We start from the raw sequence: 22014 nt of genomic DNA on the forward strand, positions 1-22014 counted from the left end.
AGCGGCGGAACGGCCAACGAGAACGCACCGGGGTCGGCCGGCAGCGCGGCAGGCGTCATCACCGCTCAATGATCCGTCACGCCCATGCCGCTCACGGAACGCCCGGGTGCCCACGTGCGGCGGGATCCCATGGAAGATGCTGGTGTCCCGCCGATGGGGTCACCTCAAACGAGCGCCAGCTATGAACGAACGCTCATGCCGCGATCCGTGCGTCACACAGTGTCACCACAACAGATCAAGCCTGCGCCCGGTCCGGCCGAGTACGAATTGAGTGCACGGAGCCGCGCTCGTCGGTCAGGTTGTAGGCCCGGCGGCGCCGACCGGCGTCAGGCCATTCGCTCGGCGCCGTATCCATGGCGCATCCGGAATTTCATCGGATCGGTTCCGGTCGCCGCCACATGCGCGATCAGCAGAAACCTAAGCGATTCGGGAATGTCGGCGCGCCGCGAACCTGCCCACTCAAGGGACGTGAACAGCTCTGCGGCACCGTCAAGCTGGCCCGGCGTGAGCGACGCCGACGTCAACGCATCGAAGATCATTTCAGTCGGCTCGGCAAGCAGCATTCGGATGGGTGCCAGCTCATACCACGGCGTGCCACCCATCGTGGTCGTGTGGCGAGGCGGGAAGCCCGCCCAGGCCGCCAGCGTTCGAATGCGCTCGATGGGGTCGGGGTATCGCCTGGCCACCAGGTCGGCGAGCCTTTCCTCTGCGCCGGTTTCTCGGTGCGACGCCGCCTCGGCGGCGTTGGCAAGGGCCAGCGGCGCGGCCTTCACCCACCGGACGCGACGCGCCTCTTCCTCAGCCGCTTGGCGGGCCAGCATCTGCTGGACCTCGCGCGATCCGGTCAGGCCTCGGTCAGCCAGCCAGTCGGTCAGGCCAGGGCCGTTACGGAGGTCCGCATCGCAATTTCCGAGGCCTCTGATGCCGGTCTGGTGATGCAGCGTCCACCGGGCGATCTCGCGGCCGGCGGCATCCGACACAAGGATCGTCGGCCACCCCATACACAAACAGTGATCTCCCGTGCCGCCGTCAACGACAGCCAGCAGGGAAACCAGCTCGGCAATCTCCGTGCCCGATACCACGATCCGAGCAGCGTCGGACCGGTCGAGCTCGTCAACAGACGCCTCGATGATCAGCACTTCAGCAGCCTTGGCCAGCACACGTTCCACCAGAGCTGTGGTGGGGGCCCCGTCATCGCTGCCGAGTGTTGGCGCGTCAGTCACAGCGGCGAGCGTACCGTCCCCGCTGGGATCGCTCAGCGTGTTGGCACAGCCCAGCAGCGGGGTCCGGCGCAGCGGGGTCACGTCCCGGGGGAGTGGTGTGGGAGCCGACTTGCCACGGCGTGCCGCCGAGGTGGAGGCGGGTCATCGCGAGAGTCCCTGTGAACGACCAAGAACACGCAGTCAGGCTGTGCCCGCGGCGATGAACAGCGGCACCGTCAGCATGAGGTGGCCGTCGAGAGCGCGGCGTCGCTGTTCGTCGAGCCACGTGCGGGATTCGGCTTGGGTGACCGCACCGGTTTTCCGGGCGGCGTGGGCGAATCCGTGCAGCATCTCGACCGCGAGGGTGTCGGTGAAGACCAGGCTGTGCGTATCCGATTCGATCTCGCCGAAGCCGCCATCGCGTAGCAGCTCGTGGTATGTCCGGGCGATCGTCGGATGTGCGATCGTATCGGCCCGAGCCTGCACGATCCGTCTGGTCAAGGTCGTGTCGTCGCCCTCGATGGCCACGGTGTCCCAGTCCTGTCCGGCAAGCACGATCCGGCCACCGGGTGCGAGCACCCTGACGGCCTCACTGATCGCGGCGACCGGGTTGGACAACTGGTGGAATACCTTGTCAGCCCGGTAGCCCGTAACGTCCATGTCTCGGAACGGCAGCCGGTAGGCGGAAGCCATGCGGAAATCGGCGTGGGGGTACCGGCGACGTGCCACGCCGATCATGTCCTCGGCCGTGTCGACGCCGATCGCCCGGACGCCGTACCCGAACAGTTCCGCCACCGCCCTGCCGGTGCCGGTCCCGACGTCCACGACCGTGGTGCCGGGCCGCAGGCGTAACAGGTCGTACGAACGCCGTCGAAGCGCCACCAGGGCGGAAAGGTCGTCGGCCGAGTCGAGCCTCGCCGCCATCGCCTGTAGGTCAGATTGTTTTGACACGCCCGCTAGCCTGCTACCTAATGTCGACATGAAGTCAACCGTCGGAGTGAGCATCGGCGACGCGGCGGCCCGGTTCGGGATCGCGACGCACGTTCTTCGGCACTGGGAGTCGATGGGATTACTCGCGCCGAGCCGTTCCGGCGGCGACCGGCGCCGCTACGACGACGCCGACCTGTTCCGTATCGCCACCATCCTGCGGGCCAAGGAAGCCGGCCTCAGCCTCGCCGACATCCGTGCCGTCCTCGCCACCGACAGCCCCGTCCGTCGTCGGGAACTCCTGCGCCGGCACCGCCACGAACTAGCGCGGCGCATCGAGCGCGCCCAGGCAGCGATGGCCCTGCTCGACTGTGCCTCCGGCTGCACCCACCAAGACCTGGCGACATGCCCGCACCTTCGGGAGCACATCACTTCATAGCGCACGGCCGCAGCACGGAATGTCGCCGCTTTCGGTCGCCTTGAGGTCCGTGGCCACCTCGGCGGTCGGCTTGTCGATGATCGTCGTCCGCTCCCACGGCGCCGTGCCGAGAGTGGAGGAGAGGGCGTAGCGGCCGTCGCGGAGGGGGCTCATGTTGGTGACGACTCTGGGGTCGGCGGTCTGCTCGGTCACTTCGTGCTCCTCGTGTCGGTGTCGCGCCCCGGTGTCGTCGGTGCTAAGGCGAGACCGCCGTCGGAAAGCAGAGGGGAGAGCCGGTAGGCGAGGCGCTCACCCGGACGTACGTCGCTGACGACTCCCACCGTCCGCCCGGCGACCAGCTCGGAGCCGTCGGCGTCCTTGGCATCGCGGTACGCCAGGGCGATCCGCTCTGCCTGGAGGCTGAGCCCAGCGCGGTAGTCGGCCTTCCGCGGGCCACCGACCTGGTCCGCGGTGTCAGCGAGCCGGCTGAGCGCAGCCGTCAGCTCTCACGGGGGAGAGGGCCGGAGCGCTTGGATGCGGCGTTGGCCGGTGCGCTGGGAGGTGACCACGCCGGCGCGCTCAAGGCGCGGGCCAGCGAGACCATGCAGGCCACCTTCAGCGGCGACGGCCGGATCCAACCGGAGGGCCGTCGCCGGTGCCCGGAACCGGGGCAGTCGATCGGTGGATCAGCAGCCGGCGGTACGCGTGTAGTTCCGCGTGCCGAAGTAGAGAGCCAGGTTGCCGCTGAAGCGCACCTTGATGTCGTTGCCGTTCAGGCGCTGTTCGTAGTGCAGGTGGGATCCGGAGGAGCCGCCGCTGTTGCCCACGTACCCGATGGTGGTGCTGTAGCCGACGGACTGGCCGACTGAGACGTTGAACCCGCTGAGGTGGGCGTAGTAGGTGGTGTACCCGTTGCCGTGGTTGATCCGCACGTACCGGCCGTAGCTGGTGTCACCGAGGTTGGCGACCACGTCCACCGTGCCCGGGGCGCTGGCCTTGACCGGATCGCCGTGGTCGTTGGTCCGGTTGAAGTCGATCGCGTACTGCGGGCTGTGCGTGGTGCGGGTCTGACCGGACCACGTCTGGTTGCACGGGAACGGCGTCCGGAACGACGGCGCGGCGGCGGCGGGCGACGCCGGGACCAGGAATGCGGCGGTCGCCATCAGGGCGATGCTGAGGGAACTCGTCAGGCGGGAGCGCATCCGAACCTCCACGGTGATAATCGTCGATCCCTCTGTCGGATGATGTCAGAAAGTTCCGATGACCGAAAGACCGTCGCCGGCCCACGGCGGTCCAGCTCGTCGGCTCCGCTGAGCCGCCGGTGCGCTGGGTGGCCGGCGCTGACGCGGTCGCTGCCCTGGAGCAGAAAGACCCTGCTCGACCAGGCCGGCGCGCACCGCGACCTGTCCTCGTCGCTCGCGCACGACAACGCCTGAACGGCTACCTGCACACCGATCCGGAGGACATCGTCGGCGTCGCCATGCAACTGCGGCTGTACGACCCCACCCGGGCGGCGCACCGTGGCGGTGGCCGACAGGGTGGGGCTGGTGTTCAGCCGGGGCGACGCGCTCCGGTGCTCCCCGGCAGGCGTACGGTGACCGCCTGGCAGACCCTGGACCTGCGCACCCTGACCTGAGCCGGGCGGTGCCCCCGGCCGGTCAGACGTTCACGTGGAAGTGCACCGCGAAGTAGCCGGTGTTCGCCGTCGAGTTGGACGCCTCCACGCCGACCCACCCGTGGAACGTCCCAGTGTCGCCGATCACCTGGAGCTGCGGCTTGCGGTGCGAACCACCGGTGTAGCAGGTGCTCGACGTCAGGCAGGTGCACCAGTGCTCGTAGAAGTTCCGCCGGCCTGCTCCCGCGAGGTAGTAGCGGATCGGGGCGGAGGTCGCGCCGTTCGGGCAGGACGAACAGGTGGCGGTCGGGGGGCTGAGCCAGCTCAGGCAGTTCCCGTTGCATCGAGCGAACGACCGGAGGTCCATCCCGCTGGGGCCGGCGGCACCGGTGCTACCGCTGTAGCCGGCGTACCGGCCGGTGTACTGGGTCAGCGGGATGTTGCTGACCGGCGTGTACGCGTCGTTCGAGGCGGAACTGCCGAAGCCCCAGCCGACGGTGACCCCGTAGTTGGAGCCGACGAAGTCGAGCCGGGCCAGGTCGCTGGTGGGCTGGCTGACCGCCCAGGTTTCCTGGACGCCCCCGCTCCAGGTGATGGTGATGCTGTCACCGGAGTTGGTGTACGTGCCGCTCAGGGACTTCACGACGCCACCGGGCTGGAACCCGGCGGCCGTCCGCACCTCGCAGTCGTGGCCGGTGCAGCCGGTCGTCCGGACGCCCGTGCCGGCGGCCCCGACGACGGTGGCCCGGTTCCAGTACCAGAAGCTCTCGGTCACCGTGCCGTTGCCGAAGAAGTAGTAGGTCGCCAGCCGGACCCAGACCGGATCGGTGGCGGGCGCGCCGGCGGCGGGGATGGCCCCGAGTGCGACGCTGTAGATGCGCCGCCCGCCGGGGTAGTCCACCGCCTGCGCGGGCGCCGGCAGGACGACCGCGCCCATGGTCAACGCCAGCAGCGCGGCGGCGAGATACCGCCAGGTGATCCTCCGTCGACGACCCATACGTCATTCCCCTCATGACCGACCGGTCGACATATCGTATCTGATCGATACTGACCGGATGGTCCCGCGGCGCGGGACGCCCAGGGAGGCCGCGCCGGGTCAGGGGCCGAACGGGTCGGACCGACGTTCCAGGAGTTCGTGCAGGGTCTGCTGGCTGGTCTCCCGGACCTGGTCGGCGACCGCACCCTGGCCGTGGCTCAGTGCATGGCTGAACCGGATGCCGTACGTCCGGTCGTGGGGATGGGTTGGTGGTCCGCTCCTTGCCGCGCTCGCCAGCCGTGGCGTCCTAACCCGCCGAGGAGCGGCTGCTGAACTCACCGACTGCACCGACGGGACCGGGCTGCTATCCGAAGCGGTCAGCCAGCTTCGTCAGCTTGGTGACGTACGCCGGCCAGTCATAGTCGTGAGGGATGTTGGTGTTCTCCCGCCGCAGGCCGATCGCCGTGTCGTGCTGCTCGCGCATGATGTCGGCGTGACCGGCGTGACGAGCGAGGTCGCCGGTCACGTGGATGATGATCCTTTGCAGCGTCACGGCCTGTCGACCTGGCCGCCACCATGGCACCCGCCCCGGCGCGTCGAGCGGTAGCTGTTCGATCGTCTGATCCGCGAACACCCCGACACGGCGATACAGGTCGACCAGCCCATCCTTCGTCTCGTCCTCCCGCGCGTACCAGTCTGCCTGCGGGTCCTCCTCGAACGCCTGCATGGGAACCAGTTCCTCAGGCGTCGGGAATTCGCGCCCGAAGGTAGGACCGAAGTAGCCGGCTTCGACGTTGAGGCAATGCTTGAGGACTCCCAGCAGGTTGTTGCCGGTCGCGGTGCGGGGCAGTCTGGCCTCGCGTTCGCTCAGCCCGTCGAGCTTCCAGATCAGGTCTTCGCGAGCCGCCTGCAGGTAGTGGTGCAGCGCAGCCTTCGCATCGCCCAAGTCAGCCATGCCCGCCAGTCTTCCCTATGCGCCGAGCCGTCGTGCGAGGTGTCGCCTGCAAGATCAGCGCCCGGCTGGAGCGGTCGGCATCCTCATCGGTAGCCGTCGAGCCGGCGCTATACGGTCGCCAGGCGGGCTGCGCCACCCGCTCGTGCCGATGACAGTGCGTTCGATCTTGGCATGGGAGCTACAGCTGGCTGGCGGACGAACCTATCAGCGGAACGCCGCTCTCGTCACGCGCCGACCGGCAGGGAGAGCGTGTCCTGGACACCGCCGCTGCCCGAGGCAAGATCTGATTCGAGGCCGCCCACGTCAAGCGGCGAATCAGCTCAAGCGTTGTCGAGCACGAACGCCCGCATGAGCTCGGCGCACTCGGCCGCGTGCGTCTCCAACAAGAGATGCCCGCCGTCGTAGATGTGCGCGTCCATGCGCTCGAGGGCGCGGTGGTAGGCGAGGACCTCGTCAACGTCGAAGTACGGGTCGTGCCGTCCCCACAGCACGAGCGCCGGCGGCTGGTGAGCCAGGTGATACTCGGCGATCTCATCGAAGCGGGCGACGTGGCTGGCGTAGTCGCTGAACAGCGCGAACTGCGCGTCGATGTTGCCGGGTCGGCTCATGCGCTCCCAGTCGAGGTGCCACGACTCGGGAGGATGCAGCGTGCGCAGGTACTCGGGCAGCCCGGCGAGGTACTGGTCACGGGTGCCAGCGAAGTTCAACCAGTCCGGCAACTCGGCGCGCTTGTCGTCGGTCGGGTCGGCCCAGTACGCCTTGGCGCTGTCCCACTGCTCGCCGAGGCCGTCCTCGTGCGCGTTGCCACTCTGGACAACAAGGCCGAGGATGCGATTCGGGGCGCGGGTGGCCAGGTGGTATCCCACCGGTGCGCCGAAGTCGTGCAGGTAGACGAAGAAGCGCTCGACCCCGAGCTGGTCGAGTAGGTGCTCGATCGCCCGTGAGAGGTTCTCGAAGGTGTAGTCGTACTTGTCGACGGTTGGCGATGAGGACATGCCGAAGCCGGGAAGATCAGGCGCGATCACGTACGCGACGTCCGCCAGCGTGGGCATGACCTCCCGGAATGTGTGTGACGAACTCGGGAACCCGTGCAGCAGCAGTACGGTCGACCGGCCGGGGCGCCCGGCCTCGCGGAAAAACACCTTCAGACCGTTGACGTCAGCCTGTCGGTGGCGGACCTTCTGGATCGCCTGCATCGCGTCCTCCTCCTACGTCCGTTAACGAGGGTCATCCGCCATTGATGGCTCCGAGGTTTGATCAGCGAGGTGCCGACGATCATCGTCGCGATCCCCGCGATGGCAGTGGCATTGGCGCGCATCGAACAACAGCGTGGCACCGACCGCAGTGCCGACGGTCCCTGGCCCGCCCCACACCCCGCAGGCGATGCCCAGTGGCCGGGAGCCAGATCGTGGCAGGCAGGCTGTTCAACGATGTTCGAGGAGGTGTTCGCCACCCGTCACCGGGGGCTCCGGGTTGGCGATGAAACCGGCCACGCAACGTCGTCAATCGCGAGCCACGGCGCGGCGGCCACGGCCGTGGGCGTAAGCCCGGCAAACGCCCTGACCTCGCGGTGAAGGTGGGACTGGTCGACGTAGCCGCTCTCCGTGGCAACGCTGGCGGGGGCGTGACCCGCCGCGAGAAGGTGGGCGGCGTGGTCGAACCGTACCAGTTGGGCGGCGCGTTTGGGTGTGATGCCGAGTTGCGACCGGAAGCGGGACCACAGGCGCTTGCGGCTCCAGCCGACCTCGTCCGCCAGGCCATCGACCCGCACTCGCCCCCGGCTGGTGAGCGTCCGTCGCCAGGTGTAGGCAACTTCCGAGTCGATCGGTGGGCAGGCGCTCAGCCGTCGGCCGAGGATTTCCACCGCGATCGTGAACCGTTCGTCCCACGACGTGGCGGCGCGCAGCCTGCTCTCGGCTCGCACGGCGTCGTGGCCCCAGACATCGTCGAGGGATACGACTGTCCCGCTGAATCCGGCCGATGCGCCGAGCACCGCTGCCGCCACGGTCGGCTCCAGCCGGATCTGGAGGCACTCGCCGACCCCCCGGCCAGTTGCCCGAAGATCGCCGGGGACGAGCCCGATGACGACGCTACCGCGCTCGTGCCGGCCATGGGTGTTGTAGACGAGGCCTTCTCCCTCGCTCAGATCGACGAGCAGGGTTACGGATGGGTGTGCGACCATGGCGATGTCCACGGGCGCGGGGACCCGGTGGCGGAACCCGGCCATGCTGATCCCCGGCAGCCGACCTGACAGGCGCGGCACGGCAACCTCCACCGACGCCCAGTCGGGTGAGGTCCCGGTCGACAGCACGTGACCAGTCTATGCCTGGGGGAGCGCGGGCGGGGTTGGTGTTGCCGTGAAGCCCAGCAGCAGTTCGCTGGTCGCCTCGGGTGCTTCGAACATGGGGACGTGCCCGACGCCGGGCAGCAGCTCGACCCACGCGGTCGGCACCGCGTCGTACTGGTGCGCCGACGACGGGTCCCAGCGGGGATCGGCGGCGCCGAAGATCACCAGCACAGGGACCTCGAGGGCGGCGAGACGCTCGGGCACGCTCCGTTCGGCGATGTACTCGGTGTTGCGGCGCAGCACCGTCCTGAACACGCGGTAGGTGATGCCCTTGAGATCGGCGATCGCGTCGTCCGGGATGTCCACCGGCCGTGCGGTCGTAGCCCTGATCCCCTTGCCGATCATTGCGTCCGAACGCCTCGACCAGACGACCGGGCCGACAATCGGGCCCAACAGGACCCGAAGGATGGCCGGCTGTGGGAGGAGCGCCTCGGGACTCGGGCCGGTGCTGATCAGGGCGAGCGACCGCACCAGGTCGGGGCACTGTTCGGCAAGCGCGGTGGCGACGTAGCCGCCGCTGGAGTGTCCAACCACGGCGACGTGCCGAAGGCCGAGGTCGTCGAGCAGCGCCGCCACCCGGCTCGCCTGCGCGGGCACGTCGTATGACAACGCGGGCGGGGACTGGCCACAGCCTGGGAGGTCGACCCGGATGACGTGATGGTGGGCGGCGAGTGTCGGGACCATCGGGCTCCAGGAAGCGCCCGAGGCTCCCGATCCGTGGATGAGCAACAACGGCGGCGCCTGCAGCGGACCGTCGCGGACCACGTGCATCCCATGCGAGTGCTCAACGTCGTACTCACTCATGCAGGGGATGATGCATGGGCTGCCGGCCATCGGTCTTGGACAAATGTCGTCGTGGAACGGGCCGGGGCCGACCCTGAGCTGCACGCGGCCCGGTGCGAAGCGCTACGGCCCATCTGGCCACCCACCCAAACCACCGCCGTCCCCACCTGCCGCAGACCGCGTCGTGGAGCAGCCGGTCGGCGGCAGGTCGGGACGGTGGTGCCGCGGACAGTGCGCGCATCGACTGCGGTACGGCGGGGATCGTTCGTGCGGTTGCGCGAACCAGTTCGAGCAGCCAGCGACCGGCCGTCCCTGGCCCCTCCACAAGTGGCGTTCTGCCCGGAGCATGGCGCGTTAGTCTGCCGCGCATGGCCTACCGCGTCGGAGACGTGCTGCGTGTCTCCTGCCCGTTCACGCCAACAGTCGTCACCGGCGTCGACGAGGCACACGTCAGCGTCCGCTGGCCGTGGTGGGAGATCGACCCGGACGCGGAGGGCGTGCGCTGGAACGGCGAGGTGGCCCTGGGCCGTGCCGATCCGGGCGAGCTGTACATGACCGACCCGCCCTCTCTGCGCCTCGCCCCCGGCGATACCTGCCGAGTCGGTATCCCGGCACGGATCATCCACGTCATCGATGTTCACGAGTACGACCCGCCGCAGGATACGGGCTGGCTGCCCCGCCCGAGCCTGAGCCTGCTCATCCTGCGCGCCGGTGAGGCTCCGGACGCGGCGGCGGAGTTCCAGGGCACAAGCATCGAGCCCAGCGGCGGTGTTCCGTTCACGCTCGACCTGGTCTTCCGGCCGTACGCCTTCTTAGATACCGGCGACGACGTTGCCGACGCCGACGGCCGTGCGTGGCACTTCGATGGTCCCTGGACCTGGGCCGCTTACGACGGCGCGGGGGGCGTGTCAGCCTGGCCGCTGGCCTTGCTGACCGGCGGAGCGGATCCGGTAGCGGTCGCGGCCGCGACCGCCACCGGATCGCACGAAGCCGAAGTCGCCCGCTGGCGCCGAGCGGCCGGCTTGCAAGACGACGCCCCCAGCCCCGCTGAGCAGGCCACGGGCCCAGAGCTACCAGCGGCCGGCCCAGGTATCCGGATCTGCCGCAGACCACCGCGTCGTGGGGCGCAGCCGGCCGACGGGTGTCGACGGGCGGACGTGCCGATGACAGGACATCGCGGATAGGCGGCCGACATCGGGTCGTGTGCGACCATCGTGTCTTGCATGAGACGTCATGCCGACGAGGATGTCGCGGTTCCAGAGCCGGCTTATGGGTCGACGGAAGAGGATGAAGGCCACTTGGTGCAGGTCGTGGTCGTGGGAGCCGGGATCGTTGGTGCCGCGGTGGCGTACGAGGCCGCACGGGCCGGAGCCGAGGTTGCCCTGCTGGACAAGTCACTGCCCGCATCCGGAGTGACTGCGGACTCCTTCGCTTGGATCGGCGGCCCACGAGGGGGAGACGTTCCGGATCCCGGCACGGCCCTGCGGCGTCGGGTCCTGCAGGACTACCGGCGTCTGGAGGAAGAGGTACCAGGTCTGCGGGTGCGCTGGCGAGGCGCCCTGATGTGGGGCGAGGAACAACTTGACGACGGCTGTCTCGCGCCTGGCGAGCACGTCGTTGACGCGACGGAGGCCGGGTTGTTGGAGCCTCGCCTGAGGGTCCGGCCGATGCGCGCTCTGCACGCCGAGAGTCACGGCGCCATCGACCCGGTCGCCGCGACACAGGCACTGGTGCGTGCAGCGCAGGAGCACGGTGCACGGCTGATGGCCAACTCCGCCGTCACCGCACTGGATCTGCGTGACCGTCAGGTCAGGGGAGTGCGGACGTCAAACGGCTCCCTGCCCGCCGACACCGTTGTCGTGACCGCCGGTGTCGACGCGCCCATGCTGTGCGGGCCGCTCGGATTCGATCTGCCCGTCGCGCCGTCCCCGGCTCTGCTCATGCGCTTCACCGCACCACCCGGGCTGGTCCGCACACTGGTCGCCACCCCGCACCTGGAGGTGCGTGAGGCGGCCGACGGTCATCTGCTGGTTGCCGCCGGATACGACGGGGAGATCGACCAAGACGACCTCCGGCGCGCGGGCGAGATGATGTTGCGCCGGCTCACCGCCACCTTCGACGTCCAGGACGTCAACCTGGTCAGCGTGCGGCTCGGAACGCGGCCCATGCCCGCGGATGAGCTGCCGATCATTGGTCCCGTCCCAGGCGTGGGAGGGGTCTACATTGCCGTGATGCATTCCGGTGTCACCCTGGCCCCCACCGCCGGGCGGCTCATCGCCTCCGAGATCGTGGACGGCGTGGAGGCCGAGCAACTCGCGGGTCTGCGACCGGCCCGGTTCCGCTCACGTGACGAGTGGTGACCGCAGCGGCGGGCCGACGCGGCCAGGGCATGCTGTGCCAGGTGGTGTACTGGCGCAGCAGCCGACGCTGCTCGACGTCGGAAAACCGTTTGAGCCTTCCTTCCGCGTTCCATAGGTTGCCTGCGGCCCGTCTCAGTGAGGACAGAGGACAAACCGCGTGACCCCGCCTGCTCTTTAGACCTGACACCTTCTTCCGCTCACCTGTAGCCGACGCTCCCGTCGGTTCTGCCGGGCTGCCCTTGTGCGCCTGGTCATGCAGCGTTCGAGGCCGCGCGTAACCGGCCTCGCGTCAGGTCTAGAGAGATCAGGTCTAGAGAGATCATGTCTTCACAACCCCATACCGTGCTGCCCTGGGTCGTTCGTCGGACCAGGCTGCCGCTGCTGTCGATGCGGTGCGTGGACTGCCGGTCGGAGTCGGCCACCACCGGCGCGGGCAGGTTCCGCGTCAACGCCAACGGCAAGCTGCTGGACGTGTGGCTGCTGGTCCGCTGCGTATCCTGCGATCGGACGAGCAAACTCACCGTGCACGAGCGAACGCCGGTCAGATCCTTCGATCCGGCCGAACTCCGCGGCTACCGTGTCAACGATCCGGAACTGGTGGCGTCCAGGCTGTTGGATCCGCTGCTCGCCCGGCGCAACCGTTTCACCCTGGACTGGACGGGGGCCTGGCGGCTGGACACCCCGTCGGCATGGCTCGACGAGGCGTGGCCGGTCCGGGTGGAGGTCGTCTTCGAGGATTCGGTACCGGTGCGCCCGGAACGGCTCATCGCGCAAGGGCTCGGCCTCAGCAGGAACGAGGTGCTGCGCCGGATCAAGTGTGACATTCCGCTGCGCCGTCCGACGAGCGCCGGATTCACCTTTACCGTGATGGCCGGGGCTTAGCGGGGATGTAGCCGGGCGGGCCGTCCGGCCCGCCCGGCTTCACCCCCGAACCATGCCAATACCGGACGCGCAAGCAACACCCGTCACAGAACGGCGAAAGAACTCGTCGGGCAGGCTGTGTCCGATCGCTCGGTGGGTCGTGGTGGTCGGTGGGCAGACGGCCGGAAGTGTTCGTCCGGCAGGTGTCGATGGCCGGGGGTCATCGGTTGCAGCGGATCGGATCACCCGGACCGCGAAGGACCCGGTGAGGCTGCGCCGGGCGATCGTGGTGCTGATGTCCGCCCAGGGGCAGCCGGCCCCGGACATCGCCCACCTGCTCAAGACCAGCGAGGCCTACGTCCGGGACCTGATCCACGCGTTCAACGAGCGCCTCCAACGCCGCGGGTGGTGGACTGGACCCGGCAGCGACCGTCCCTGGCACCGCATCAGCATCGCTGCGGCGCGGGCGGGGCACTGTCCGACGGGAACGGGGGGCCGGTGGGCGCGGCGAGACGGAGATCGCTCCGGCGGTGGGCCGGTGTGCCCCGGTGGGTTCGGGTCGTCGTGATTGCCGCTGTCTGCCTCCTCGCCTACGGCGGGATCGTCCACCTGGGCGACCTGCTCGGCGTCCGGCCCGGGTGGCCCAAGCCCGTCCACTCCCACCTGGCTGATGGTCTACTTCACCTCGCTGGCCGTGTTCGATCCGCTCGCGGCGCTGTTGCTAGCGCTGCGCCGGATCGAAGGGCTGTTGCTTGGCTGTGTCGTCCTTGCCAGCGACGCGGCGGCGAACGGGTACGCCAACTACGTGCTGGACACCGTGCCGGGGACTACGCCCGGCCGGATCGGGCAGGTGGTGATCACGGCGCTCGCGGTCGCCCTGATCGCGGCGGCACCCAGGGTCGCGCCCTGGCTGCACCGGCCAGGACGCGCTGGCTAGCGTGCTATCCATGAACGTTCAACCGGGTCTGATCGGTCAGGCGGCTTTGGTGTGAGGCCGGCCCAGCGGTGTTGGCGTTCGCTGCCGACTCGGGGGCGTTCTCGGCGTTGAGCGGCGAGGACGTCGGGGTGACGGGCGTTGGCGTTGCGTCAGCGCAGGTAGGCGTGCAGGGCCCGGGTCTGGACGGTGTGGTCGCGGTGGTGGAGTTGGCGATTGCCGCAGTGGCCCGAAGTGGGCCTCGATCGGGTACGCCCAGGCCGAGATCATCGATGAGTTTGTTCGGCCGCCGATCGCCAGAAGGCCAGCCGCTCCGTCCGGACACACGAGTTGCCGTGCGGGAAGCAACTGGTGGTTGAGTGGCACTCCAGCGGTGCCGGACCCTCAGCGCCGAGGAAACAGCCATCCTTCGCGACGCGCTCATCCGTGCTGGCGGCGATGGCCCATCGAGTCGATACCACCTCGGCCCAGGGGGCCAGGCATCCGACGATCGCCAATCGACTTCGGCTTCCTCGGTACGTTGACGAGCCCTTCAGAGTGCGGAATCGTGAACGGCATGGATGAGCAGCCAGCCCTGCGGCTTCGGCGTACCGCCCTGTTTGTTGATTTCGAGAATGTTCATATTGGATTGCGCAACTCCAGCCCGGAGGCTGCCCGCATCTTTGCCACCGACCCCGGACGATGGGTGCGATGGATGGAGCAGGACCTCGGGCCCTTTCGGGTGGTGGAGGAGGATGAGGGCCCGCGTGCGCTGCTGCGCAGGATCTGCTACCTCGACCCGGCGGCGTCGCGGCAATACCGCGCCTATTTCACCCGTGCCGGTTTTCGGGTCGTCGACTGTCCCGCTTTAACCGCGATGGGCAAGAACAGCGCTGACATCCACATGGTCCTCGATATTGTGGATACCCTTGCGCATCCTACCCGGTTTGACGAGTTCATCGTCCTCTCGGCCGACGCCGACTTTACACCGGTTCTGCTGCGTCTACGGGAACACGACCGGCGCACCGCGATGCTGGTCAACGGTCCGACAGCGGCGGCCCTCCAAGCCGCATGTGACTTTGCGATCCCGGACACGATGTTCATCGAAGAGGCGCTCGGCGTGGACGGATCCGCGGATGACGAGCCCTATCAGCTGCGAGTCCCATCGCAGCCGTCAACGGACTCCCGTACCATTCTGGCAACCACCGACGGCCAATCCAACATGGCTCTACGGGCCCGTATGGAGCAGGTCGTTCGCAACCTCGTCCGCGAATCTCCCGCGCCGATCGACATGGCTACCGCCGCTCACGCCGTTCGGAAGGCCGTGGGCACCGTCGCCACCACGGGGTGGGCTGGACTCGGGACCTTCAAGCAGTTCATCGTCTCAATCCAGGACGAGCGTTTGGTGATGGACGAGACTCAGCCTGGCTGGCTACGAGACCCCACCCGGCACCAACCGGTCGCGCCGGTCGATGTTCCCGAAGTCGCCGAGCGGGTCCACCGGGTTGTCGGCGTCCCGCTGCTGAGCACGCAGGCCTACGCGGCGTTGTTCCAAGCAATCGTAGAGGAGGGCCGGGTCGATAAGGACCGGACCGAGGCCGATTCCGAACGCGCGATCCGTGTCGCCTGTGGTCGGTGGAGCCATGCCGTACCCCGCCAGGCCGTGCATTTCGTCCTGGTGGGCTTTCATTACGCGCGGGTCGACTGGCGGTCCGCCAGTGTTGTTGCGTCGGAGTTGGCTGGCGCTTTCGCAGATAACGTCCTCCGGTTGGCCGCGAACGCGCAGATGGACCTCACCGAGGAGGAACGAATTGAAATACAGACATGGATCGCGGGGGAGCGCCAGGCGGCTCCTAACCGGTGAGACGGTCCCTGGCGACTCGACGAGCTGAGCGAGCCGCCGTACGAAGAGGTACTCACGAAGGACGTCGTGACGAAACGTCAGGCTGCCGAACGGTCCGGACCGTACGGGTCTCGCGACCGAGGATGCGGTGAGGTCACCGGCGTCCTCTCACTGGGCCAGAAATGACGGGCCTCAGGTTTTCCCTCAGAAGATGGTCGCCCGAGAAGGCCGCCGCACTTCGCGAGCGGCTGCTCGGCTGATGCGGTGCCGGTCCAGCACGCGCTGGACCGGCACCGCGGTTCCGGCTACTACTTCTCGGAATCGTCGGCGGAATTTGAGCCGTTGCCGTTGCTGGCCTGGTTCATCATTCCGCCGAGGGCGCTGAGGCTGCTCGCGGCCTTTCCGGCCGGGACCAGCTTGGACGCCGCTTCGACGGCGATGGTGGCCATCTTCTGCTGGTGTTCGGCGGCGGTCTTCATGGCCTCGTTGGCACGAGCGCCGGCATCCTTGTCGTTGCTTGCTGCGGCCTCGATGCCCTTGCTGAGCATCTGACTCATCTCGGCCGCGCCGGCGATGTCCTTGAACAGGTTGGCGGTGGACAGGACCTGCATCGCCGCCTGGGTGGCGGCCGGGTCGGGCAGGGCCGCGATCGTCTGGAACTTGGCCTCACTCGCGCCGAGCTGGGCGACCTTGACGTCCACCTCCTGGTTGCGGGTGCCGGTGCTGACCGCCGCGATGTCGGTGGGCAGAATCGGGATCGGCGAGTCCTTCCAGTTCCAGAATCGGGTCAGGTCGATCTTCTCGGCGGCGTTGGCACGACCCAGGACGGCTTCGGCGAAGACGCCGTTGGTGGCGATTCCGACCTTGGCGGTGACCGACTTGCCCAGCATCGTGCTGTCCGCCGAACGCGCCTTGAGCCAGTCCTGCCGATCCTGCTCGCTGCTGAAGTTCCAGCGGAAGCCGAGATAGTTGCCGGTGGCCGCGACCGGTTTCGGGTCGAGCAGCATGCCGAGCGGGACCGCGTCACCCTTGCCGCCCGGCGGCAGGTAGGAGTAGTTGGCGAGGATGCGGCTCAGCGTCAGCTCGTCAGCGTTCGCCCAGACGGCCTGGCTGTAGTAGCGACGGTTGTCGTTGAGGTGGTCCAGGACGGCCTGCGGCACCTTCCCGCCGCGCAGATGAAAGCCGAGCGCGGCGATGTAGGTCCGGCTGCCGCTGCGGACGGTGGACCCGAGCAGCCCGCAGATCGCGGCGCCGCCGGCGTCCTCGGTCAGGTCCGGCGTGGTCGGGCCGGCGGCCGGGCCGAAGCTGACCACCCCGGTCTGCAACGTCAGGCGCAGCCCGGCGAGGCTGCCCCGGGCGGCCGTGCCGGTCCAATAGTCGATGGACAGCAGCTTCTCACCGGCCTTGAAGTCGTAGGATCCGTGCTGCAGCACGCCCGAGCCTCCGGTGTCGCCGCAGCGGTACGTGTGGCCGGGGATGACGAGCCGAACGCTGCGGATGCCGGCGTTGTCCCACCACACGTCGATCTTGGTAGGCCACCCCGACTCCGGCGGCGGCGGGTCGTCGAACGCGGTGAGCGCCTCACGCGGCGCGGTCAGCAGCCGGTAGAGCACGCCCTTGTCGTTCATCAGCCAGAACTCACCACCACCGGCCGAAACGATCTTGGCTGGGAGCGCTGCGGTCATGGGCGCGGTCCCGATCTTGCCGGGTGTCCATGTCGACGAGCCGGGCTCGACCATCATGATCTTCTTGTCGCCGGTGACGCCCCAGATGACACCGTCCGGCGCCGCGGTCAAGCTCACGATGCCCGGAGCGGGCGCCGGACGCTCGGTCCACGTCGTGCCCGTCCGTTCGAAGGTCTTGCCGTCCTTGCAGTACCAGACTCGCTCGCTGTTGACCACGGCAAGATCATCGACAGTGATGACGGACTTCTGCCAGTCGATCCCGACCTGCTGGTAGATCTCCGAGGCATTCCAATGGATGGTGGTGCCGTCGCTGCCACTGGCGACGCCCAGGCCGGCCGCGCCGTGCGGATCGGTGTGCCACGTCGTTCCGTCGAAAACCATGAGCCGGTTGTCGGGCCGGATACCCCAGACCTTGTCCTTGCCCGGCGCAATCCGCTTGAGGCCACTGGCGGGCAGGCCGGTGGTGGGCAGCGGATTCCACTGCCGCGCGACGGGATCGAAGCGCACCGGAGCCCCGTCGAGCTTCCGAACACCGTAGACGCCCATGGCCGACGCCGCGAGGTCGAGCAGGTCGATCCCTTCGAACAACTGATTGGCCGGCGCCTCCGTCGCGGTGCAACCTTCCAGCTTGCGTACGGTCGACTCGAGTGGATTGGCGTCGCGGATCCGGGTGGCCCACTCCTTCGGCGCCACGCTGGCCAGCACCTCCTTGTACCGCTGCAGGTTGTTGTGCGTGAAGGAGAGTTCCTGCAACGGGATGAACAGGCACCGCTCGGCGGTCACCGGCTTCGTCGTCACCTCGTAGACCTGCACGACCTCGTAGTACTGGACCGACAGGGCGTGCATGTGGTTGTAGTTGGTCACCACCCGGGTGGTGACCTGTTCCTTCTCCGATTGCGAGGTCTCCCGGACCACCGTCATGTGCCGGCTGCGAGCCGCGGTCGCCACCTGTTGGGTACGCGCGCTGATCTGCTGTGCGGCGTCCGAGGCGACCGAGCGGATGCCGGTGGACCGTACGACGTTCGTCGCGAAGCCGCTGTTGGACGAGTTGCTCCAGGTGCCGCCGAGATTCAGGCCGAACAGAGCCACCCCGCCGCCGCCGCCCTTGCTCGTCGACGTCGACGCCTGCTGCATCGAGGAGGTGCCGTGCTGCTGTTCCTGGGCGATCGTGTTGGCCACCTCGGAGATCGAGCGGTCCTGGGCGGTCCGGCTGGTGAGCAGGTCCTTCTCACTGGTCGCCTCGGTTCCGGTGCCGCGGGTGCGCCGCTCCCAGTCGACGACGGCGACCCTGGTGCTCTCCCCGGGCGCCAGGGCGAGACTGTGCAGCAGCCGGCCCAGCGTCACGCCCTTCACCGCCCAGCTCTGCTCGGTGGTGACGATCATGCCCTCGGCGGGGCGGTCGTAGAACGGCAGATTCTCCTCGCCGAGGTCGATGGCCCCGGTCAGTTTCCGGGGCGGTTTCGCGCCCGGTATGTCGGTCAGCACCACCGACTGGTAGCGGACGACCTCCACCGGATGATCGCCGCTGGCGGGTAGGAGGTCTGCCGGTGTTGCGCCGTCGAGGGGACCGGTCGCCGGCTGTGTGGGTTGCTGACCGTTCTGTGCTGCGGGCATGGATGAGCCTTTCCACGCGGGATCAACGAAGTCCGAAGCGGACTGTCAGGATCTTGCGAACCGATATTTGTGCAAGTCGAGAATGCGAACAGCCGGTCCGCCGAAGAATGATATTGAAATCGGAAGTCATGCTGGGCGGCGATTGAGTGGCCGTAAACATCAAGTGGCGCTCAAGTGCTGCGGACTGCCGGGCCCGCACAGCGTGTGGACGTGGTGCGCGATGCCGCGGCGGCGGCGAACAGCCTGCGTCGCATGGGTCGGACAGGACGCCAGATGGCGGTCAGAAGCACGGGACACCTCTCAGAAACTGTGGACAGTAAGAGATGGCTGAGGACCACCCGTCGACCAACTGCAAGGAGCACCGACTCGAAGCGTCAGAAACGACGGATCAACGCCATGGTGCGGGAGGGGAGGAGGATCGGGCCCGGTCGTTGGCTCGGCGGCGGATCGGCGGGGGTCGGACGCCACCCACAGGTATCGCATTCGAAGGGGTGATGGCGCATCACCCCACCCTGGATGCCCGAGGGGTGAAAAGGCGGATGATGCCCGCGTGGTTGAGGGCCCCCCTCGGACAGGTGTCGCCGGAGGCAGGAAGGTGCCCGATTGGGCTGTCAGCAAGGCGACAACGCCGGCATCGCAGCAGGCGGTGGTATCCGTTCCGTCCGTGGAGGCCCAACCCCTTGATTGACTGAGGCCACCCCCCTGTCGATACTGTGCGTGACGGATCGGGCACCGATGGTGCACGCCGGAGGTAGGGGGTGTGTCAACCGGTGCCCGAGAGGCTTCCCACCAACATGGGGCCGGGCTGGCCTGACGCGCGGCCGGCACGTCGACCCGCCGGTGTGGTGGAGGCGCTGATCGCGCCCAAGATCCATGTTCGCGCCGTGCAGCCCGAATGGGCAGGCCGCCCCAAGCTGCTTGCCGCACTTGACGATGCCGGTGCGGCGCGGCTGGTGACGTTGATCGCCCCCGCCGGGTACGGCAAGTCCACACTGCTGGCACTGTGGCACGCCCACCCGGGCCGCCGCCGGGCCCTGGCGGTGCTCGCCGTCGACGCGCGCGACAACGACCCCGTGCTGTTGTGGTCGGGCATCCTCGCCGCGCTGACCGCAGCGGCGCCGGGACCGCAGTGGACGACAGTGGCCCGGCTACTGCGCCAGACAAACCCGGACATCGACACCGCAGTGCTGCCCGCGGTGTGCGCGGCGCTCGCCCCGCAGGCCGCCACGACCGGGGTGACTGTGGCCCTCGACGACTGCCATCTGCTCACCGAACCGGCGTGTCACCGCCAGCTCGCCGCGTTCGTCGCGGCGCAACCGCCCAACTGCCAACTGCTGGTCGCCTCCCGCCGCAACCCACCACTGCGCCTGGCCCGGCTTCGAGCCAGCGGGCGCCTGCTGGAGATCGGTCCCACCGAGTTGCGCTTCGACGCTCATGATGCCGCCTGGCTGGCCACCACCGCCACCGCCGGGGTCGACCTGCGCGACGGCACCGCGCAGGCACTGATCGACGCCGGCGAGGGCTGGCCCGTCGCGGTGCACCTGGCCGCCCGCGCGATGCGGCACCACACCGACGCGGCAACGGTGCTCGCCCAGCTGACCGCCAGCCACGGCCACCTCGACGACTACATCACCGAGGAAATCCTCGACGGCCTCAGCCGGCGGCAGGCCATGGCCCTGGCCCGTACCGCGGTCCTGGAGCGGCTCACCACCGCCCTGGCCCAAGCGGTGGCCGGCGACGACCTGCCCGCCCTCGACTCGCGCCACCCAAACGGGCTGCTGCTGGTTCCGCTGGACACCACCGGTGAATGGTTCCGCCACCACCACCTGATCCAGCACGCCCTACGGCAGCGGTTGCACCGCGACGAACCGCACATGCTCGCACGCCTGCACCGCCGTGCCGCCGCCTGGCTGCTCGCGCAGGGCCGCACCGAAGACGCGATCGAGCACAGCCTGACCGCCGGCGACACCGCCACCGCCATCACGTCAATCGCCTCCGCCTACATGGCGGCGATCAACACCGGGCGGCGGGTAACCGTACGCGCGTGGCTTGACCGCCTCGGCACCGACACGGTCGCCGCCAACGCCCCGGCGGCCATCGCGGCCGCCTGGGTCGCCGCCGTCAGCGGCGACCGCCCGGCCGTCAAACACTGGCTGCGCATCGCTGAACACCTCGGCCACCCAGGACCGCTACCGGACGGCACGGCATCGGTCACCTCCGCCGCCGCCCTGGTCCGGGCCGTCTTCGGTTTCGACGGACTCAAACCGATGACCGAAGCCGCGCACACCGCCGTCGAGCAGGAAACCGACCCCACCAGCCCTTGGTACGCCATGGCCCGCACCGCCCTCGGCTGCGCTCACTACCTCGGCGACAAATCGCACGCAGCCCTCGAACCCCTCAGCCGCGCGGCGGCCAGCCACGCCGCTACCCCCATGGTGCGTACCCTCGCCACCGCGGTGCTCGCGCTCGCGCAACACCATCTGGGCCAGCACGAAATGGCCGCAGCCACCGCCGCCGCCGCAGAAGAGCTGGCCGAACGCTTCGGCCTGCAACAGGCGCCACAGGCCAACATGGCCTACATCGCCCAAGCCGCCGTCGCTATCCATCAGGGCGAGCACGACCGCGCGCGAACCCTGCTCGAGCCGACCCTCGCACTACGTCGGCGCACTCCCGGGACGAGCCCTTGGCCCACTCTCTGCGGTCTGACCCAATTGGCCGAGCTGTGCCTGAACACCGGCGATCACGTCGGCGCCGCCGCCTGCATCACCGAGGCCCGCGCTCTGATCGACGAGTTCCCCGACCCGCACAGCCCGCTGCTCGAACTCCTCGACCGACTCGACCGGCACCCCCGCCCAGCACAGCGAGCCGCCCGCCAACCCACCACACTCACCGCCCAAGAACACGCCCTGCTGCGGCTGCTACCCGCACCGATGACCCTGCGGCAGATCGCGGCGCATCGGCACGTCAGCCTCAACACCATCAAAACCCAGACCCGCGCCATCTACCGCAAACTCGGCGCCGCCCACCGGACCGCCGCCGTCACCACCGCCCGCCGCCACGGACTCATTCCCTGAATCCGCTGCTGAGCGCGACGTCAAGGTTGAACCTCGTGGACTGGCGCGGGACCGCGTGGATTTCCGTGTTTGACCTGGGTGTGGTCAGTTGGACGGGACGTCGATCCCGTCCGGGAAGGACCACGTCATGGCAGACAAGAAGACGACTGCTGCTCGGCTTTCCCAGCCGACGCCAGCGGACCCGGAGGCCGCCCAGCAGTTGCCGAGCGGGCCAAGGCCGATGGGGTGTCGCTGGTCGGGCCGGGTGGGTTCGAGCTTCGTGCCGCCGCCGGCCGGATCGCCGTCTGCGGGGACTGGCCGTACGAGCCTTCCGGCTCAGCGAGGACCTGCCGGGTATGGCAGGTCCTCGCTGAGCCTTCATCGGTACTTGGTCACCCCTCGCCACGCGCGACAGTTGTCAGTCGCGCGGGCGTCGGCGAAGCCGGCCTCGTTTGCGATGTT

19 protein-coding genes and 1 pseudogene are annotated in these 22014 nt (G+C 68.7%); 9 read left to right on the forward strand and 11 right to left on the reverse strand.

All coding sequences use genetic code 11. The features are described 5' to 3' along the window. Positions 1-326: 326 nt before the first annotated feature. Both ABT006_RS10920 and ABT006_RS10925 read right to left on the reverse strand, forming a co-directional pair. Positions 327-1223 carry a hypothetical protein gene (locus ABT006_RS10920; RefSeq protein ID WP_350705148.1) on the reverse strand — a complete coding sequence of 299 codons (897 nt, stop codon included), beginning with the start codon at positions 1221-1223 and terminating at the stop codon, positions 327-329. 180 nt (positions 1224-1403) lie between these two features. Beyond that, positions 1404-2126 (reverse strand): methyltransferase domain-containing protein, encoded by a 723-nt coding sequence (locus ABT006_RS10925; protein WP_350705150.1) that lies wholly within the window; start codon positions 2124-2126, stop codon positions 1404-1406. Between the two features lie 55 nt (positions 2127-2181). Here ABT006_RS10925 and ABT006_RS10930 point away from each other — a divergent pair, with 55 nt between their 5' ends. Beyond that, positions 2182-2568, forward strand: coding sequence for a MerR family transcriptional regulator (locus ABT006_RS10930; RefSeq protein WP_350705152.1), 387 nt, complete (start codon positions 2182-2184; stop codon positions 2566-2568). Here the strand turns inward: ABT006_RS10930 and ABT006_RS10935 are convergent. Both ABT006_RS10935 and ABT006_RS10940 read right to left on the reverse strand, forming a co-directional pair. Further along, positions 2563-2760, reverse strand: coding sequence for a dihydrofolate reductase family protein (locus tag ABT006_RS10935; RefSeq protein ID WP_350705154.1), 198 nt, complete (start codon positions 2758-2760; stop codon positions 2563-2565). The genes ABT006_RS10930 and ABT006_RS10935 overlap by 6 nt on opposite strands. Before the next feature lie 473 nt (positions 2761-3233). Then, a complete protein-coding gene (locus ABT006_RS10940) occupies positions 3234-3710 on the reverse strand; it encodes a M23 family metallopeptidase (RefSeq protein WP_350705156.1) in 477 nt (158 codons plus the stop codon). A gap of 167 nt (positions 3711-3877) precedes the next feature. Here ABT006_RS10940 and ABT006_RS10945 point away from each other — a divergent pair, with 167 nt between their 5' ends. After that, positions 3878-4183, forward strand: a complete 306-nt coding sequence (locus tag ABT006_RS10945; RefSeq protein WP_350705157.1) for a hypothetical protein — start codon at positions 3878-3880, stop codon at positions 4181-4183. A 22-nt stretch (positions 4184-4205) separates the two neighbouring features. Here the strand turns inward: ABT006_RS10945 and ABT006_RS10950 are convergent, their stop codons facing one another. The 5 genes from ABT006_RS10950 to ABT006_RS10970 form a co-directional block, all read right to left on the reverse strand. Beyond that, the gene (locus ABT006_RS10950) at positions 4206-5159 is read right to left on the reverse strand and encodes a hypothetical protein (RefSeq protein WP_350705159.1); all 954 of its coding nucleotides are present in this window, start codon (positions 5157-5159) and stop codon (positions 4206-4208) included. Between the two features lie 343 nt (positions 5160-5502). Next, the gene (locus ABT006_RS10955; protein ID WP_350705161.1) at positions 5503-6093 is read right to left on the reverse strand and encodes a DinB family protein; all 591 of its coding nucleotides are present in this window, start codon (positions 6091-6093) and stop codon (positions 5503-5505) included. Between the two features lie 320 nt (positions 6094-6413). Continuing rightward, positions 6414-7289 (reverse strand): alpha/beta fold hydrolase, encoded by an 876-nt coding sequence (locus ABT006_RS10960; RefSeq protein WP_350705163.1) that lies wholly within the window; start codon positions 7287-7289, stop codon positions 6414-6416. A 260-nt stretch (positions 7290-7549) separates the two neighbouring features. Beyond that, positions 7550-8404 carry a helix-turn-helix domain-containing protein gene (locus tag ABT006_RS10965; RefSeq protein ID WP_350705165.1) on the reverse strand — a complete coding sequence of 285 codons (855 nt, stop codon included), beginning with the start codon at positions 8402-8404 and terminating at the stop codon, positions 7550-7552. Between the two features lie 9 nt (positions 8405-8413). Next, complete coding sequence (locus ABT006_RS10970) at positions 8414-9274, reverse strand: alpha/beta fold hydrolase (protein WP_350705166.1); 861 nt, start codon at positions 9272-9274, stop codon at positions 8414-8416. 317 nt (positions 9275-9591) lie between these two features. On the opposite strand from ABT006_RS10970, the gene ABT006_RS10975 reads away from it, so the two are divergent. The 5 genes from ABT006_RS10975 to ABT006_RS10995 all read left to right on the forward strand — a co-directional run bounded on the left by ABT006_RS10975 (position 9592) and on the right by ABT006_RS10995 (position 13381). Next, a complete protein-coding gene (locus tag ABT006_RS10975) occupies positions 9592-10407 on the forward strand; it encodes a hypothetical protein (protein ID WP_350705168.1) in 816 nt (271 codons plus the stop codon). 39 nt (positions 10408-10446) lie between these two features. Continuing rightward, positions 10447-11583 carry an NAD(P)/FAD-dependent oxidoreductase gene (locus tag ABT006_RS10980; protein ID WP_350705170.1) on the forward strand — a complete coding sequence of 379 codons (1137 nt, stop codon included), beginning with the start codon at positions 10447-10449 and terminating at the stop codon, positions 11581-11583. Positions 11584-11970: 387 nt separating this feature from the next. Further along, a complete protein-coding gene (locus ABT006_RS10985; protein ID WP_350705665.1) occupies positions 11971-12465 on the forward strand; it encodes a DUF1062 domain-containing protein in 495 nt (164 codons plus the stop codon). A gap of 274 nt (positions 12466-12739) precedes the next feature. Further along, positions 12740-13012: a hypothetical protein gene (locus ABT006_RS10990; protein WP_350705667.1), complete on the forward strand. Its 273-nt coding sequence runs from the start codon at positions 12740-12742 to the stop codon at positions 13010-13012. Positions 13013-13114: 102 nt separating this feature from the next. After that, positions 13115-13381: a hypothetical protein gene (locus ABT006_RS10995; protein ID WP_350705172.1), complete on the forward strand. Its 267-nt coding sequence runs from the start codon at positions 13115-13117 to the stop codon at positions 13379-13381. Positions 13382-13417: 36 nt separating this feature from the next. Here ABT006_RS10995 and ABT006_RS11000 read toward each other — a convergent pair. Further along, a pseudogene (locus ABT006_RS11000) lies at positions 13418-13642 on the reverse strand (hypothetical protein); the annotation flags it as partial. 292 nt (positions 13643-13934) lie between these two features. On the opposite strand from ABT006_RS11000, the gene ABT006_RS11005 reads away from it, so the two are divergent. Continuing rightward, positions 13935-15221, forward strand: a complete 1287-nt coding sequence (locus ABT006_RS11005) for an NYN domain-containing protein (protein ID WP_350705669.1) — start codon at positions 13935-13937, stop codon at positions 15219-15221. A 287-nt stretch (positions 15222-15508) separates the two neighbouring features. On the opposite strand, the gene ABT006_RS11010 is transcribed toward ABT006_RS11005, so the two are convergent. Beyond that, positions 15509-18397, reverse strand: coding sequence for a hypothetical protein (locus ABT006_RS11010; RefSeq protein WP_350705174.1), 2889 nt, complete (start codon positions 18395-18397; stop codon positions 15509-15511). A gap of 872 nt (positions 18398-19269) precedes the next feature. Between ABT006_RS11010 and ABT006_RS11015 the strand changes: the two genes are divergently transcribed. After that, complete coding sequence (locus ABT006_RS11015; RefSeq protein ID WP_350705176.1) at positions 19270-21573, forward strand: winged helix-turn-helix domain-containing protein; 2304 nt, start codon at positions 19270-19272, stop codon at positions 21571-21573. Positions 21574-22014 lie beyond the last annotated feature (441 nt).

It is taken from the genome of Micromonospora sp. NPDC002717 (assembly GCF_040295705.1).
Taxonomy (GTDB): domain Bacteria; phylum Actinomycetota; class Actinomycetes; order Mycobacteriales; family Micromonosporaceae; genus Micromonospora.